Origin of the sequence: Lysinibacillus sp. NPDC096212, assembly GCF_044763105.1 — a bacterium.
Lineage (GTDB): Bacteria > Bacillota > Bacilli > Bacillales_A > Planococcaceae > Lysinibacillus.
In genome coordinates this window covers 164,364-179,718 of the sequence record NZ_JBIWFQ010000008.1, presented here as the reverse complement: position 1 = coordinate 179,718, position 15,355 = coordinate 164,364, and the positions used below count along the sequence as shown (strand labels likewise).

Genomic DNA, 15,355 nt, shown 5'->3' with positions numbered 1-15,355 from the left:
CAGGATCAAACTCTCCATAAAAAGAAATTTGATTAGCTCAAATTGTTTTGCTGGCATCATGTTTGATGTCCAAAATTTTGTTTCGTTCACCAACTTAAGGCTAGCTACTAAAAACTTTATTGATTACGTTTTGCTTGTTCAGTTTTCAAGGTTCATGTCATTATCTTGTAGTGACAGCTTTTATATCGTACAACATAAAAGTTCGTATGTCAACAAGTTATTTAAAGTTTTTTGGAGCGGGTGATGAGAATCGAACTCACGACATCAGCTTGGAAGGCTGAGGTTTTACCATTAAACTACACCCGCGCGGTAAATTATATTTATTTAAAATGGCGCGCCCGACAGGAGTCGAACCCATAACCTTCTGATCCGTAGTCAGACGCTCTATCCAATTGAGCTACGGGCGCATATTATATAAATCCATAAATTGACTTGGTGCGGCCGAGAGGACTTGAACCTCCACGGGGTTGCCCCCACTAGGCCCTCAACCTAGCGCGTCTGCCGTTCCGCCACGACCGCATTCAATTAGGAACTTTCTTATCATACTATGATAATTCAAAAAGTCAACCTTTTTTCTTAAAAAAGATGAGCCATGAAGGACTCGAACCTTCGACCCTCTGATTAAAAGTCAGATGCTCTACCAACTGAGCTAATGGCTCATATTAAGAAATGAATGGCTGGGGTACTAGGATTCGAACCTAGGCATGACGGAATCAAAATCCGTTGCCTTACCGCTTGGCTATACCCCAATAAGTGGCGGTCCCGACCGGGATCGAACCGGCGATCTCCTGCGTGACAGGCAGGCATGTTAACCGCTACACCACGGGACCAATGTTACTATATTTTTATGAATTAAACTAATGAAATGACCCCTACGGGATTCGAACCCGTGTTACCGCCGTGAAAGGGCGGTGTCTTAACCACTTGACCAAGGGGCCATGGCTCCGAAGGCAGGACTCGAACCTGCGACAACCTGATTAACAGTCAGGTGCTACTACCAACTGAGCTACTTCGGAATAATTCATATATTTTGCCGTCGTTATCTTGTCGACTTTTACTATTATAGAGACATCTATAACGAACGTCAACCCTTTTTTTATTCCACTAGTTTTAAACGTCCTAAACACTTGCTACAACAGTATTTCCCCACATTCATTCTAATTTTCCTTACATATAATTGTTGGCATTTTACACATGTATATGTATAAAGTCGGCGTTGTTTTTTTTGAGATGTTTTAGGGATTTGCAATACTGAGCAAAAACGAGGAGCGTTCACTTTGACTAATAGCTCTCGAAAATCTTTGTCTCGATGCTGATACCCTTTGCCTTCCAAGTGTAAATGATAATGACATAATTCGTGTCGAACTATACCTTCTACTTCGCTAATACCATACAATTCATAAGCTTTTGGATTAACTTCAATATTGTGCGATTGCAAGAGATAACGTCCACCTGTTGAACGTAGCCTTGAATTAAAATATGCTCGATGCATGAATGGCTTCTGGAAACTTTCTAATGATATTCGACTAACAAGACTTTGTAGTTCCTCATTGTTCATATCTATATCACCTCTAACAATAAGAATACCACACTGCGTAGTATAGACAGTGTGGTATTGATTTATCCCGCATTAACGGATAGTAATTTATCTGTACCGAAAGCGTAGTGGCAGCAAAGCAAATACAATTGCGCCAATGCGAAATTGATTACGCTTCAATAGTTTGATCTTTAGGAGGTAGCATCGTTAGTGAAATGCGGCCTTTTTTGACATCTATTTGTTCTACCCAAACAGTCACAATGTCACCGAGAGCAACAACTTCTAATGGATGTTTAATCCGTCTTTTTTGTAATTTTGAAATATGCACAAGTCCGTCCTGCTTCACGCCAATATCTACAAACGCTCCGAAATCAACTACGTTTCTCACTGTACCTTGTAATTCCATCCCAACTTGTAAATCTTCCATTTTTAAAACATCTGTTTTCAGCAGAGGCTGAGGGAATGCATCACGTGGATCGCGACTTGGTTTCATTAATGTATCCACAATATCTTGGATTGTGACAACTCCAATATCTAAAACTTCACTTAATTTTTCTACATCTAGTTTTGCAATGGCCTCCTCTGCCTTCTGCATCCCAAGCTCTTTTTTATCAATTTGCGCTACCTCTAAAATCTGTTCGGCTACACTATAACTTTCGGGGTGAATGCCCGTAGCATCAAATGCGTTTTTTGCTCCTGGAACACGTAAGAAACCAATTGCTTGTTCATACGTTTTAGCACCAAGTCGCGGAATTTTCTTTAGCTGAGTACGTGTAGTAAATTGTCCATTTTCCTCTCGTACCTTCACAATATTCTCCGCAACCGTTTTAGATAATCCAGAAACGTATTGCAGTAGCGAAGCTGAGGCTGTATTAACATCAACACCAACTTGGTTAACAGCTGTCTCTACTATAAATGTTAAGGACTCCGTCAATTTCTTTTGAGAGACATCATGCTGATACTGACCTACTCCAACTGCTTTGGGCTCAATTTTTACTAACTCCGACAACGGGTCTTGTAAACGACGTGCAATAGAAACCGCACTACGCTGTTCTACCTGTAAATCAGGAAACTCTGCACGAGCAGTTTCAGACGCTGAATAAACAGATGCCCCTGCTTCATTGACAATAACATAGGCCGTATCAGTTTCAAGCTCATTCAATACATCTGCTATAAACTGTTCTGTTTCGCGTGAGGCAGTACCATTACCAATAGCAATTATAGTTATTGGGTATTTTGCTAAAATCTCTTTCACAACCGCTTTCGATTTTGCTACATCTGGCTTTGGCGGATGTGGATAAATGGCTGTAACCTCTAGCATTTTCCCGGTTGCATCTACAACAGCTAACTTACAGCCTGTACGGTACGCCGGATCAACACCCAATACATACTTCCCTTTCATTGGAGGCTGTAATAAAAGATTACGCAAATTCTCAGAGAAAATGTGGATAGCCTGCATCTCTGCCTTTTCAGTAAGTTCATTTCGTAACTCTCGTTCTATAGAAGGCTGAATTAAACGCTTGTACGAATCCTCTATCGCTAGCTTCACCTCGGCAATTGCTGGTGAAGAACCTGTAGCAGGAATCCATTCCTTCCACATAATCATCAATACTCGATCTATTGGTACATGAATTGCTACTTTTAAAATTTCCTCTTTCTCACCACGATTTACAGCTAAAATACGGTGCGGAACAATACGATTTACGGGCTCTTCATATTCGTAATACATTTCGAAAACGTTTTTGTCGTCTGTCTCTGCGTTCTTAACACTTGTTACGAGTACTCCATCTTTCCAGGAATACGTTCGAATTTTTTCACGGATTGCCGCTTCATCAGCAAAGCGCTCTGCTAAAATATCTCGAGCCCCAGCTAACGCATCCTCTACATTAGCAACTTTCTCCTCATCTACGAAAGCCATTGCTAATTGTTCTAAAGCATCACTACGATACTCTAATAGAAGATCCGCAAGAGGTTCTAACCCTTTTTCTTTCGCTATAGTCGCCTTTGTTCGACGTTTTTGTTTATAAGGTCGATATAAATCCTCTACACGCTGTAAAACAGTTGCTGCTTGAATAGCTTGTTCTAATTCAGGTGTTAGTTTATCTTGCTCCTGAATTAATCGTATAACCTCTTCTTTGCGTTGTTCAAGCTGCTGTATGTAGTGATAACGATCCTCTACAGCTTTAATCTGTACCTCATCAAGGGATCCAGTAGCTTCTTTTCGATAACGTGCAATGAATGGCACGGTGTTTCCTTCTTCTAATAATTTAATAACAGCATCAGCTTGACCTGACTTAATAGCTACATCCTTTGCAATGAGCTGTAAAATTTGCTTTTGTTCCACATTATCACTACCTTTTTTCTTTTTATTTTACCATTACACTTTACTAAAATTGCAAAAAAATAGTCTACTCTAAAAGAAGAGTAAACTATTCAATCAATTATACCTTGGCATAATTACGTCTGGAACAACCCCCTCGCTCCAAAAATTTCAGAGCGAAACTCTATCACTTACTAAGATAAATTCCTGTAACTTTTTTATTGCTTTCCTTTGTATTCTTGATACATGCATTTGAGAAATCCCTAATCGTTCCCCAACTTCATTTTGAGTGAGTTGTTCTAAATATGTAAGCTGAATTATTTCTCTTTCTCTCTCATCTAAAATACTCATAGCGTCAGAAACAATCATTCTTTTATTAGTCATTTCAAAGCCGTCATCTTCTTTACCCATAATATCAAATAGTGTTACTGTGCTGCCGTCAGAATCTGACTCTACTGAATGATCCATAGAAAGAGCATGATAACTACGGCTCATCTCCATAGCCTCTAAAACCTCTTCTTCTTCCACTTCTAATTGATCTGCGATTTCCTTAATAGATGGAGAACGCTGCAACTCAATTGTCAATGCTTCCACTGTTGTTTTAATGCGCGGTCCTAATTCTTTTATTCGCCTTGGTACATGAACATCCCAAGTTTTATCACGTAAAAAGCGCTTAATTTCCCCAACAATCGTTGGTACAGCAAATGCTTCAAAGCTCCGACCAACATTAGGATTAAAACGTCTAATTGCACCTAGCAACCCCAGCATACCTACTTGAACAATATCATCATAATGAGATCTACCATTCGAATATTTACGTGCAATGGACTCAACTAAATATCGATAATGCATCACTAAATTTGTTTGTGCTTCATCATCCTCTGTTGATTGGTACAACGCAATCCATCTTAATATATCTTCCTTGGACGAAGTTTTATGTGGTGATTCTTTCGACATTTTTTTCCACCTGCTCTCTAGCAACATACTTTGTCATGAAAACAGTAACGCCACCATCGTTATTTATCATCACCTCATCCATCAAAGTTTCCATTAAATAAAGCCCTAAACCACCTTCTCTTAAACCCGCAATACCCTCTTCAGGATGGTACGGTCCAACTTTCGACTTTATTTCCTCAAAATTGAAACTATTGCCGTAATCTGCAATCATCATTTCTATTTTATTTTCATACAAAGCGCAACCAATGACGATTTCTCCTTCTTCTTCGTCCTTATATGCATGATGTACAACATTCGTTACCGCTTCACTTGCGGCAATTTTTAAGTCCTCAATATCATCATAATTAAACCCAACCCGACTAGCTAAGCCAGAAACCGTCAATCGAATCACACTGACAAATTGCGGTTTTGCAGGAACCCTTATCTCAATATAATCAAATTCCTTCATTTTCGTAATTCCACCTTTTTATCAGTCTCAATATCCATTAAATCGCTTAAACCAGTAATTTCAAACAACCTTTGTAATCTATTCGACAAACCTACAAGTTTAACTTTCCCGTTTTCACGTAACGTTCTTTTATAAAAGGCTACAAAAATACCTAACCCTGTACTATCCATATAATTAACTTTCGATAAATTAAGCACTATTTCTAATCCTTCAATAATTTTCACTGCCTCTAACTCCTCCCTAAGACGTGAAGCAGTATAAGTATCTATTTCGCCCTCAATAAATCCGTATAATTTATTATCTAATTCTTTAAAGTGTATCGCCATATCCATATAGCACACCTCCACCATATTTGTTTGACTGCTTTTCTATTCCCGTAATTACAAAGGTTAAAACCCTATTTTTTTATAATCGCAACTGTAAAATCGTCTGATAGTTTAAAATCCTGCATTTCTTCAATTTGCTTATACAGGAGATTACATAATTGTTGAGCTGATAAGTATTTATTTTCCAATATTAGTGATGTAATGACCTCTCGTGAATTCATTTCATCATGCGTTCTGAATTCCGTAACACCATCCGTCATCATTATTACGATATCATTTTCTTCCAAAACAATTTCGTTGTACGAATATTTCGTTTCTGGCAACACCCCCAGTAATAATCCTGTCGATTCCAAAGGAAAAAATTCATTATGTTTAGCGCAATAATGGAGGGCCGGCTCGTGACCTGCAGAAGCATAAGAAAAAATACTCTTTCGCATATCCAAGCAACCGTAAAACATAGAAACAAACATACTGTCGTCTACACTCTTTTCAATTACTCGATTGATGACCTCTAATACATACGAAGGTTCTTTATATGCATATTCTAACGTTTCAAGACCGTATTTCACCATAGTCATACATAATGCAGCGGGAACACCTTTACCTACCACATCTGTCACAGCTACACTCAAATAATCCTCTCGATTATATAAAAAATGTACATAATCTCCATTCATCTTCCGGTTTGGGATAGATATCATTCCTATATCAATACTTGAAAGTTGTGGTACGTCTGTTTTAAGTAATGTTTTCTGAATGTTTGTAGCGATTTTCATTTCCATCTCATACTCTGCTTGTTTTTGTAATAAACTTTGGTGCTCCCTATGAGCCATTCCATAATGCACCATAACTTCGATAAGAAAATCATATGCGAGCTGTTCTTCACTCATTCTACATGGAAATAGTTTCTCAACTGCGTTTTTATGGACACTTACAACATCCTCTGGAGATATATTCTTTTGGATTAACTGGCGAATGAAATTTTGAGCAATATACAAATTCTTTTCAGTTTGATCGGTCATATAATCTGACAAAATCTTTTTATATTGTGATTCTAATTGTTCCAAAAATTCCACATCCTAACGCAGCCATTTTTCAGCTCTTATCGTTGTTCCTTCTCCTACAATCGATTGAATAACCATATTGTCCATCAATCGATTAACGCCTGGTAAACCTGCACCGAGCCCTCCTGAAGTGGAATAGCCATCCTCCATCACTTTCCGAACATCCTCTATTCCTGGACCCTGATCAGTTGCAATAACAATTATCTTCTTCTCAGTGTCTGTCTCAACTTTTTCAATTTCAATGACACCTATCCTTGCATATAAATATATATTTCGGGCTAGTTCACTTATAGCTGTGGTGATTCGTGCCTGATCAACAGTGTCAAATCCAAGCGCCTTTGCTTCGTCACGCCCCAGTTGTCTTGCTGCTACTATATCCCACTCAGTAATAATTTCAACCGAAGACTTAATTGTCACTGTCGCCCCCCCAATTCCTTTCGGAGTTATACTCTTACACTTTAATTCAGATCATCTTATCAACTTTTACCTTGGCGTAATTGAACTGTCGCTACGTTAACACTACGCTTTCGCACAGACAATCTTGTTGCTGAACGATGATAAAATTCTATTTTTATTTTCTTAAACCTCTCGATATTTTTTCAAAAATCTATTCAAAATATAGATCTTGAGTATATCTTAAATCTATTAATACCATTTTTGAATAACGATTTCAATTTATGGTAATAAAGTATTTGAGAGTACAATATCAATTTCCCCTTGACGGAATTGTAGCTGTCGCCACAGAAAACTTTTGTTGCTGTCGCTTCGCTTTCGCACAGAAAATATTGTTGAATAAAGATAAAAAAGCATCGAGATGAAAATTCATCTCGATGCCACTATACACATATGTATATCAAAATTTAACAAGCCCTAAACTAATCATCAATGCACCATCAACTTTCTCCATCAACGCATTGTCAAGTTGCGTAATACGATCTGTCAATCTTGACTTATCAATCGTCCGCACTTGCTCGAGCAGAATAACCGAATCACGTTCAAAACCATACTTTTCAGCATTAATTTCAACGTGCGTCGGTAATTTTGCTTTTTGAATCTGTGCAGTGATAGCTGCGATGATGACAGTCGGACTAAATCGATTGCCAATATCATTTTGAATAATTAGCACCGGCCTAGTGCCCCCTTGCTCGGACCCAACTACCGGCGATAAATCTGCAAAAAAAACGTCACCACGTTTTACATTCAAAGTGTCATCCCCCGCTAACGAGACGCTCCACCGTATGTTGTGCTTCATATTCTGCGTGCAAGCATTCACTTGCAATACTCAGGTTTATATGAGACATTTCAACATATCCTTTCATCATAGCTTCCCGTATTTGATTTGGTTGCTCCTGCATTAAAACTTTGCGCGACAAAATACGCGCAAAAGATTCACTCTCAATTACTTCCTTTGTTTGTAGAAACAGTCTATCCTGAACAGCAATTGTAGCTTCTCTTAACTTTTTCTCGTACACAGCAAGCACCTCCAACGGAACCATCCACTTTTCATTACTACCCATTCTACCATTGAAAGATATTGTTGAAAAGACACGAAATGACAAAATATCTGACAATTTAAAGTCCAAGTTGTAAAAATATGTAGGTTGTCGAAGGTATTTGCCGAATATTCACCTTGCAATTCGTTACAAAATATGAATGAATCAGCTTCTTAGTAAATCTTCTATAGTTGTTATTTACCAAGTTGTTTAGTGTTTAGATATAGTATTCATTTATCCAAATTTAAATGTCAAAACTATTTAAGACCGCCTATAACAAAATCCTTAAGTAACTTTTTAGGTTAAGTCCAGATTAAATGTATAATCTAGGAACTCTCGCTGTAATAATGCATGGTACTTCATAATTAATGGTTTCAAGCTTTGCTGCCCATTCATTCATTGAAATAGCATCATGTCCTTGAGGACCAATGAGTGTTACCTTCTCACCTATAGCATATGCTTTAGGCAAGGCAACCATACATTGGTCCATACAAATTCGTCCAACAATCGGCATTCTTTGTCCATCAATTAGTACTTCTTGTCCACCTAATTTACGAATCACCCCATCAGCATAGCCTACTGGTATTGTTCCTATCCACATATCCGAAGGAGCCTCAAAAGTAGCTCCATAGCCTACTGAATCCCCTGCTTGTAACTGTTTCACATGAACAAGCTCACTCTCAAGCGAAAACGCTGGCTGTAACGGAAATGGTAAAATACTTTCTACATAAGAAGATGGTGATAATCCATACATCGATATACCATATCTAACAGCATCAAATTGTAAATGTGCATCTTTTACTAAAGATGTAGCCGTGTTTGATGCATGAACAAGTCTAGGTTTTTCGGGCAATGCAGTTACACATTTCTCAAAAAATTGTACTTGTCTATCAAAGTATGAAGTATCCTCTTCATCCGCAGTCGCAAAATGTGTAAATATCCCATCAAGCTCCACATTCACTGTATTTTGTATTGTTTGATATAGATCCAATAATTCTTGTTCTGAACGAACGCCAATTCTGCCCATTCCACTATCTACTTTAATATGTAGTCGTAAAGGACTTGCTTCATTAGCTATGAACGGAGCCGCTTGCTGTACCCATTCACTTGCAAATGCCGTAAGAATAATGCGCTGTTGGGCAGCATATAGTGCAAATGAAACTGGAGAGGCACCTAATATTAGTATGTCTGGCTCTTCAAAATGTGCTCGAATATGTAATGCTTCATCTGGCGTTGCCACTGCAAGCATTGTTGCACCTGCCTCAAGTGCTGCTTTTGCAACGGCTACATCTCCGTGACCGTATGCATTTGCCTTTACGACAGCTATAATTTGAACATTAGGTCGAAGTAGCATTTTCAAATTTTTTACGTTTTGTTGAATTGCTTGTAAGTCTACTACTGCTTTAGTTGGTCTAAAATATTGCTGTGTCTCCATTAGAATACCCTCTTTATTTTTTATTAAAACATTATGTATTGAATAAATTGCCTTTTTTATACTATTTTTACATAATTCGTTCTATTTTAGACTAATCTTCTACATAACTTTTATCATATATGACTTAACAACTTCTAAACAGTGTTAATTTTCTTCAAAACTGTACTTATTTACTTAACGAGCTACAGCTTTCCATATAGAAAGCTGTAGCTAGAAAAATTATTTCATACTACCTATCGTCATAGAAGTGGCTACTTGCACCATTTCTTCACGAGTCAATTTACTAGAGGCTACAAAGAATTCAACGCCGTCCTTTTCCCAGCTAATAGAGGTATCGGTAATAGCACCAATCGTAAAGCCTAAATCTACCGGATCACCAGGAGACGATACTGGCAACATAGCAGCCTCTTTCGAAACTGGCTGTTGCATGACAGTAAATGGCTTGTCACCGTCGAATGTTAAGATGACACGGTCCATTCCACCCTCTCGCATAACTTTCTCTTCCACCATCTTCGTATTTTCTAAATTTACAACAGGGTAGTGTGTTTGGAACTCTTTATTTTCGGCTTCTGCACTTACTGCCTTTTTCTCTTCATTTCCATTCGGGTTATTGTTGCTCTCCTTACTGTCTTTGTTGTCTTTGTTATCTTTTTTATCTTTTTCTGATGGTGTAGCTTGTTCACCTTTTGTTTCATCTGATTCTGTAAATTGCTCAACCGCATACTCTTTAGCAGCGTGTTGAACACCTAATTTAATATTTTTAAATGTGATACGAATTTGTTCTTCTTTTACATCATTCATAATTACTACGGAAGTAGGAAGCATTGTTTTCTTATCAACTGTTATAACCTGATGAGGCATACTATTTTTATAGCTATTTCTAGTAGCCGCTTCAAATATATATGCTTTGTCCTCTTCTTTCATGACTAAATTTTTATCTTGAGCTAAATCTTCTGCTAGTGCACCTATTAAATAAGCTTGACTATTTTTCTTGGGCCAATCACTTTGGAATTTATACATTTTGTTTAATGTAGGTGTCACAACAAAAACTCCATCTGCATTTCGCACTATCATTTGTGAAACATCTTTCCCACTTTCTACTACTTCTACTCGATAAAAATCAGGTTTCGTATGCCAAACTGTTACATCATATTTTTTGGGATCTCCACCAGATTTAATCTCCATCGTAGCATTCAACTCATAACCATTTGCTTCTGCCCATTTCCCATTAACTTTCTTCAACACTTTTTCCTGTGAGTCTGTACCACATGCCGATAAAAGTAATATCGTACAAAATAAGACGAGCCATTTAACTATTCGGTTGCCCACGCTTTCACCCTTTCCTTCTTTCAAATCCACTACGACAATATATGAACCGTATTTGTCAGTTATGTCATTTGAACAAGGGCAATATATTTATCTTCACTCAGAAATTTATTTTTCTTTTAACTTCTTTCAGCGGATATTTGGACAACCGCTGAAATAGAGGAACTCAGTCTAAGAACGCCACGTCCTGTAGCAACGACTGAGTGACCAACTTCGTGTTGGCCTAAAGCCTCCGGCGGACGTCACGGAATCGGCAAGGAGTTCTTTGTGCAAGCAAAGCCGATTCCAGACCCAATTATGCCAAGGCATAATTGATTAGCTTATCACCATAACGTAGGGTTGATTTCCGCTCCGGCTGGGGGCGTCAGTCTTCACTCCAATTAACTTTATCTAAATGGTATACGTTTTAAAAATGTCATCCACAACTTTTGGTGATGAGCTTTTTTAATATTTTATATGGCGCAAGCTTTGTTTATCATTATTTATTGTAATAATATTACTTGTGCCGCAGCGTATTGCTTAGAATGTGTTATACTTACAAATCCATTTGCAAGCTGTCCTTTGAAATATAAAACCGGATTTCCAGCTTCCCCTCTTAAAACTTCAATATCATGAAGCTTACATTCTTCACCAATACCAGTTCCCAATGCTTTTGAAAATGCTTCTTTTGCAGCGAATCGTCCAGCTAAAAATTCTATTTTACGAGTTTCTGAATGTGCATCAAACAAAACTCTTTCCTTTTCAGTTAAAATGCGATCTTTAAATTTATTTGTTCTTCTTATTGCTTTAGCAATACGGTCAATTTCTACAATGTCAAGACCAATTCCTTTAATCATTTGAACTTCTCCTTTTCCTATTTCTAAAAAGCCATGTATAATAATTGTAAATTGAGGTGGAGTTATGTTTAGTAGAACAGAAAATTTTAAGCAATATACAAAGTATTATCCGATTGTTTCAACATTAATAGCGGTTAATTTAATTGTTTATGTACTAACTATTTTACCTGGAGTAGGAGAAAATGTATTGAATTACGGATTTCAATCGAACTTCCTTATACGATCTGGTGAATGGTGGCGTGTTTTTACTGCAATGTTTTTACATGCTGGCTTTTCGCACGTTTTCTTTAATATGTTTTCATTGTATTTATTCGGACCAGAGCTTGAAAGAATTGCTGGCAAGGTACGTTTTACTACAATTTATTTAATGTCTGGTATTGTAGGTAACATGGCAACCTATTTACTTTATGATAGTAGCTATCAAAGTCTTGGTGCAAGCGGAGCTGTTTTCGGAATATTCGGTGCTTTCGGAGCGCTTGTCTACTATACACGTCGTACAATGCCGATGCTTCGTAAACTTATTTTGCCCATCATTGTGATCAGTGTTATCATGACTTTCCTACAGCCAAATGTGAATGTCTATGCTCACTTAGGCGGCTTAGTAACAGGTTTCCTTCTTGGACTCGTTTACTTACATCCAAAAAGAATTTTAAGCTGGCGTAAACAAAAGATGGCGGGTAAGTAATAAGTACAAGAGGAGCAATCCTCCGTGATAAGCTATCATCACGGATTGCTCCTCTTATTTTTATACTAGAGTGATATACAATTCGTCAATTTCAAAGTGCGACCGTATCCTCTTTCGCTGCCTTTATTTTTTTCCATTCAACTGCTGTTAAGCCATAGACAACTTGGTCTACATGATGATCATAAAGCCACTCAGCATCTCTTAAACGTCCCTCTTCATGAAACCCTAACACTTTTGGAATTGTACGACTTCGAATATTCCCTACCGCTACTCGCACTTCAATGCGATTTAATTTTAAATAGCTAAAGGCATAATCAATAAATGCTTTCATAGAATTTGTGACTAAGCCCTTACCAACAAATTCGTCCCCCAACCAATATCCAATACTTGTCCATTTATGTTGCCAATTCACTTGATGATAGCCAATCACTCCAGCAAGCTTCCCCTCATAATAGATCCCCGCTTGTAGGCCATTATTATCTGCGTATTGTTGCATCGCACCTCTTACAAATCGCTCTGTATCCTCTACTGTTTTCACATCATCTACAAAAGGTAACCATTCACGCAACGTATCTCTCGAACGATCCGTCAACGCGAATAATTCATCTACGTCACTTAAATCCAATAATTTTAAATACGTGTTCTTATTAATATCATACTTAAACAAAATTACCACCCCTTTTGTTTGATTTATTCTATTATAAACAGTATATTTGCATATTTATAGATAAAAAAGGCTAATCCTCCTATTAATTGTAAAGATTAGCCAAACTCTTGCTTTCAATGTTCATACCAAGATAATATTGTTTCAGCATCTTGCTGCTCTAAGTTTCGTACATTCCCTGCCATACCGGTCATACCTGACATGACCGTTGCTTTTACAGACATAACCTTCTTTCTTTTTTGAAAATAGGTTTGAGTAGTCCCAATAGATTGTATGCGTTTTTTCTCCATAAAGAATGTAGTACGACTGAACACACGATATTGCATAGTTAGTTGCTTTCCATCGATCATATAACCAGCTGATTTATGTTGCCAAACACCCATTACTATTGTTAATGGAATTAATAATAACGAAAGCAACCCATACGGATATAAGAAGTAACTACATGCACCAATTATAGGTATGAGCCAAACAAAATCAATTCGGTAAAAAAATGGACGAGCTCGTTCTGGTGAATAAATAAATTCTGGACGCCAATTTATATCTGGAAAAAGTTGCTCTAGCGTTCCCAAACAATCCTGCTTCTGAATAAGTGGGAACAGAGTAATTTTCTTATCATTTCCTTCTCCACCATTTCCTCCAGCACTCTCAACGACAACTGTGGCGAAGCCAAATAATTGGCGCACTGGATTCTCTACAATACGAATCGCCTGAATTCTATTTAACGGTAAAGTAATTCGTTTTTTCTCAATTAGCCCTTTTGTAATAATAAGCTTTTCATCTTCAATTCGGACTGTATATTGGTAATAATTGAACAGTGTAATAACAAATGACACAAACCATGCCAGAATTAGGCTGAATATCACTGTTAGTACAACTAAAAATGCACCAATTTTCGCAAAGTCAGCTAGCTCGTTAAAAATTTCCTCATATGGGATTATTTCTGAAATCTGAGGGATAAATGCTGCTACCCCGGACAGAACAAACCCAATTCCACCTGAAGTTATGGCCAATATAAGCAAATCACGTATCGACATATGATAAATAGTTGGAACTGGTACTTCCTCTATTAGCGACTGTTCATCATTCATCTGTTCATTTATTTGGTTCTTTGCACGACGCATTTCTAGCTCTATGACATCTGCCTCTACCTTACGTATAGCCGTTAACTCTACCTCAGGCTTTCTATCCTTACTCCCCGCAGTTTCAACCTGAACTTTTACTAAGCCAAATAATCGATGAAAAATACCCTCATTATAATTTAAGCTCTGAATACGTTCAAATGGGATATAACGTTTCTTTTTAACGAATAAACCATACTTTACACGCAATTCTCCATCTTCAAACCAATATACAAAGGTACGCCACTTAACAATGCCACTAACAAGCGCAAGTAAGGCCCCTACTCCCCATATACCGAATAAGAAAATCGTCCGCCAAAAATTATCACTATGGAAATTAAAGGAGAAGTGAAAACCATTAGTTATGATAATAACAACTAACGGAAAAATCATACTTTTTAATGCTTTTGCACTCGCGATAACAGCCGATATCGGGTGTAAACGATTAATTTCCTTAGACATCATCTTCCGCCACCCTTGCTAATTCCGAAATACGTGCACGAAGCCTATCAGCCTCGTCCATTACAAGTGCAGGAATTGTATGTACAGTTGCTGCTGTAGATATTGAAATATTACCTAAACCATATTTTTTTAATATCGGTCCTTGCGTCGTATCAACATGCTGTACACGCACCATTGGAATAAGTGTACGTTTAACAACGAATAAACCATGTTGCACCTCGATTTCATTGTCACGCACCTCATAGCGCCAGCGTTCCCATCTTATCTTTGGAAATAAATAAGTGGATAGGACAGCACTAAGTATGACTACAGCAACGGCAATGAAATAAATATATGATGGCCATTCATAATAATATGTGCCGTAGCATGCAAACGCCGCTACAATCAAAAGTAATAATGTTTGCAATACACCATATAAACGCCACACTGTTAACCCTTTCTTAGAAATCATATGCATTGGTTCTGTTCTCAAAGTCGTTCCCTCTCTTTCTTTAACTACGTATACGTAATCAGTAATCATTTTGTTTCAAAATTATATCAATTTTCGCCTTGGCGTAATTGCCGCTGACGCTTCGCTTTCGCACAGATGAATTGCCACTGGACGTGGTGTTCTTAGACCGATTTCCTCTATTTCAGCGGGTGCTTGGACACCTGCTGAAAAAAGTTAAAAAAAACCTTACA

At 37.6% G+C, this 15,355-nt stretch carries 16 protein-coding genes and 8 tRNA genes; 1 reads left to right on the top strand and 23 read right to left on the bottom strand.

Going from position 1 to position 15,355, the window contains the following annotated elements:
• Positions 1-232 precede the first annotated feature (232 nt).
• The 20 genes from ACIQ7T_RS10815 to acpS all read right to left on the bottom strand — a co-directional run bounded on the left by ACIQ7T_RS10815 (position 233) and on the right by acpS (position 11,742).
• A tRNA-Gly gene (locus tag ACIQ7T_RS10815) sits at positions 233-306 on the bottom strand.
• Positions 307-330: 24 nt separating this feature from the next.
• A tRNA-Arg gene (locus tag ACIQ7T_RS10810) sits at positions 331-407 on the bottom strand.
• A gap of 26 nt (positions 408-433) precedes the next feature.
• Positions 434-519 (bottom strand) — tRNA-Leu (locus ACIQ7T_RS10805).
• Between the two features lie 67 nt (positions 520-586).
• A tRNA-Lys gene (locus tag ACIQ7T_RS10800) sits at positions 587-659 on the bottom strand.
• 15 nt (positions 660-674) lie between these two features.
• Positions 675-749, bottom strand: a tRNA-Gln gene (locus ACIQ7T_RS10795).
• Between the two features lie 5 nt (positions 750-754).
• A tRNA-Asp gene (locus ACIQ7T_RS10790) sits at positions 755-830 on the bottom strand.
• A 36-nt stretch (positions 831-866) separates the two neighbouring features.
• A tRNA-Glu gene (locus ACIQ7T_RS10785) sits at positions 867-938 on the bottom strand.
• 1 nt (position 939) lies between these two features.
• A tRNA-Asn gene (locus ACIQ7T_RS10780) sits at positions 940-1,016 on the bottom strand.
• An 80-nt stretch (positions 1,017-1,096) separates the two neighbouring features.
• On the bottom strand, positions 1,097-1,558 hold the full coding sequence (locus tag ACIQ7T_RS10775) for a SprT family protein (protein ID WP_370079919.1): 462 nt from the start codon (positions 1,556-1,558) through the stop codon (positions 1,097-1,099).
• A gap of 148 nt (positions 1,559-1,706) precedes the next feature.
• Positions 1,707-3,881 (bottom strand): Tex family protein, encoded by a 2,175-nt coding sequence (locus ACIQ7T_RS10770; protein WP_370079921.1) that lies wholly within the window; start codon positions 3,879-3,881, stop codon positions 1,707-1,709.
• 147 nt (positions 3,882-4,028) lie between these two features.
• A complete protein-coding gene (gene sigB, locus ACIQ7T_RS10765) occupies positions 4,029-4,814 on the bottom strand; it encodes an RNA polymerase sigma factor SigB (RefSeq protein ID WP_370079923.1) in 786 nt (261 codons plus the stop codon).
• Positions 4,792-5,262: an anti-sigma B factor RsbW gene (gene rsbW / locus ACIQ7T_RS10760; protein WP_370079925.1), complete on the bottom strand. Its 471-nt coding sequence runs from the start codon at positions 5,260-5,262 to the stop codon at positions 4,792-4,794. Before rsbW ends, sigB begins: the two co-directional genes overlap by 23 nt.
• Positions 5,259-5,594, bottom strand: a complete 336-nt coding sequence (locus ACIQ7T_RS10755) for an anti-sigma factor antagonist (RefSeq protein WP_370079927.1) — start codon at positions 5,592-5,594, stop codon at positions 5,259-5,261. Before ACIQ7T_RS10755 ends, rsbW begins: the two co-directional genes overlap by 4 nt.
• 65 nt (positions 5,595-5,659) lie before the next feature.
• Complete coding sequence (locus ACIQ7T_RS10750) at positions 5,660-6,655, bottom strand: PP2C family protein-serine/threonine phosphatase (RefSeq protein ID WP_370079929.1); 996 nt, start codon at positions 6,653-6,655, stop codon at positions 5,660-5,662.
• Between the two features lie 12 nt (positions 6,656-6,667).
• A complete protein-coding gene (locus ACIQ7T_RS10745; protein WP_370079931.1) occupies positions 6,668-7,069 on the bottom strand; it encodes an anti-sigma regulatory factor in 402 nt (133 codons plus the stop codon).
• A gap of 436 nt (positions 7,070-7,505) precedes the next feature.
• Positions 7,506-7,856, bottom strand: a complete 351-nt coding sequence (locus tag ACIQ7T_RS10740; protein WP_370079933.1) for a type II toxin-antitoxin system PemK/MazF family toxin — start codon at positions 7,854-7,856, stop codon at positions 7,506-7,508.
• A gap of 4 nt (positions 7,857-7,860) precedes the next feature.
• On the bottom strand, positions 7,861-8,124 hold the full coding sequence (locus ACIQ7T_RS10735; protein ID WP_049663444.1) for a hypothetical protein: 264 nt from the start codon (positions 8,122-8,124) through the stop codon (positions 7,861-7,863).
• Positions 8,125-8,458: 334 nt separating this feature from the next.
• Positions 8,459-9,580, bottom strand: coding sequence for an alanine racemase (gene alr, locus ACIQ7T_RS10730; RefSeq protein WP_402870228.1), 1,122 nt, complete (start codon positions 9,578-9,580; stop codon positions 8,459-8,461).
• Between the two features lie 219 nt (positions 9,581-9,799).
• Positions 9,800-10,909, bottom strand: a complete 1,110-nt coding sequence (locus ACIQ7T_RS10725) for a LolA family protein (RefSeq protein WP_370079937.1) — start codon at positions 10,907-10,909, stop codon at positions 9,800-9,802.
• Between the two features lie 479 nt (positions 10,910-11,388).
• The gene (gene acpS / locus ACIQ7T_RS10720; RefSeq protein WP_370079939.1) at positions 11,389-11,742 is read right to left on the bottom strand and encodes a holo-ACP synthase; all 354 of its coding nucleotides are present in this window, start codon (positions 11,740-11,742) and stop codon (positions 11,389-11,391) included.
• A 64-nt stretch (positions 11,743-11,806) separates the two neighbouring features.
• Between acpS and ACIQ7T_RS10715 the strand changes: the two genes are divergently transcribed.
• On the top strand, positions 11,807-12,427 hold the full coding sequence (locus ACIQ7T_RS10715) for a rhomboid family intramembrane serine protease (RefSeq protein WP_337988590.1): 621 nt from the start codon (positions 11,807-11,809) through the stop codon (positions 12,425-12,427).
• A gap of 91 nt (positions 12,428-12,518) precedes the next feature.
• Here ACIQ7T_RS10715 and ACIQ7T_RS10710 read toward each other — a convergent pair whose 3' ends face one another.
• The 3 genes from ACIQ7T_RS10710 to ACIQ7T_RS10700 all read right to left on the bottom strand — a co-directional run bounded on the left by ACIQ7T_RS10710 (position 12,519) and on the right by ACIQ7T_RS10700 (position 15,146).
• Positions 12,519-13,094 carry a GNAT family N-acetyltransferase gene (locus tag ACIQ7T_RS10710; protein ID WP_370079942.1) on the bottom strand — a complete coding sequence of 192 codons (576 nt, stop codon included), beginning with the start codon at positions 13,092-13,094 and terminating at the stop codon, positions 12,519-12,521.
• 113 nt (positions 13,095-13,207) lie between these two features.
• Positions 13,208-14,674: a PH domain-containing protein gene (locus ACIQ7T_RS10705; RefSeq protein ID WP_402870224.1), complete on the bottom strand. Its 1,467-nt coding sequence runs from the start codon at positions 14,672-14,674 to the stop codon at positions 13,208-13,210.
• Positions 14,667-15,146, bottom strand: coding sequence for a PH domain-containing protein (locus tag ACIQ7T_RS10700; protein WP_370079946.1), 480 nt, complete (start codon positions 15,144-15,146; stop codon positions 14,667-14,669). The genes ACIQ7T_RS10705 and ACIQ7T_RS10700 overlap by 8 nt, the downstream gene beginning before the upstream one ends.
• Positions 15,147-15,355: the final 209 nt, after the last annotated feature.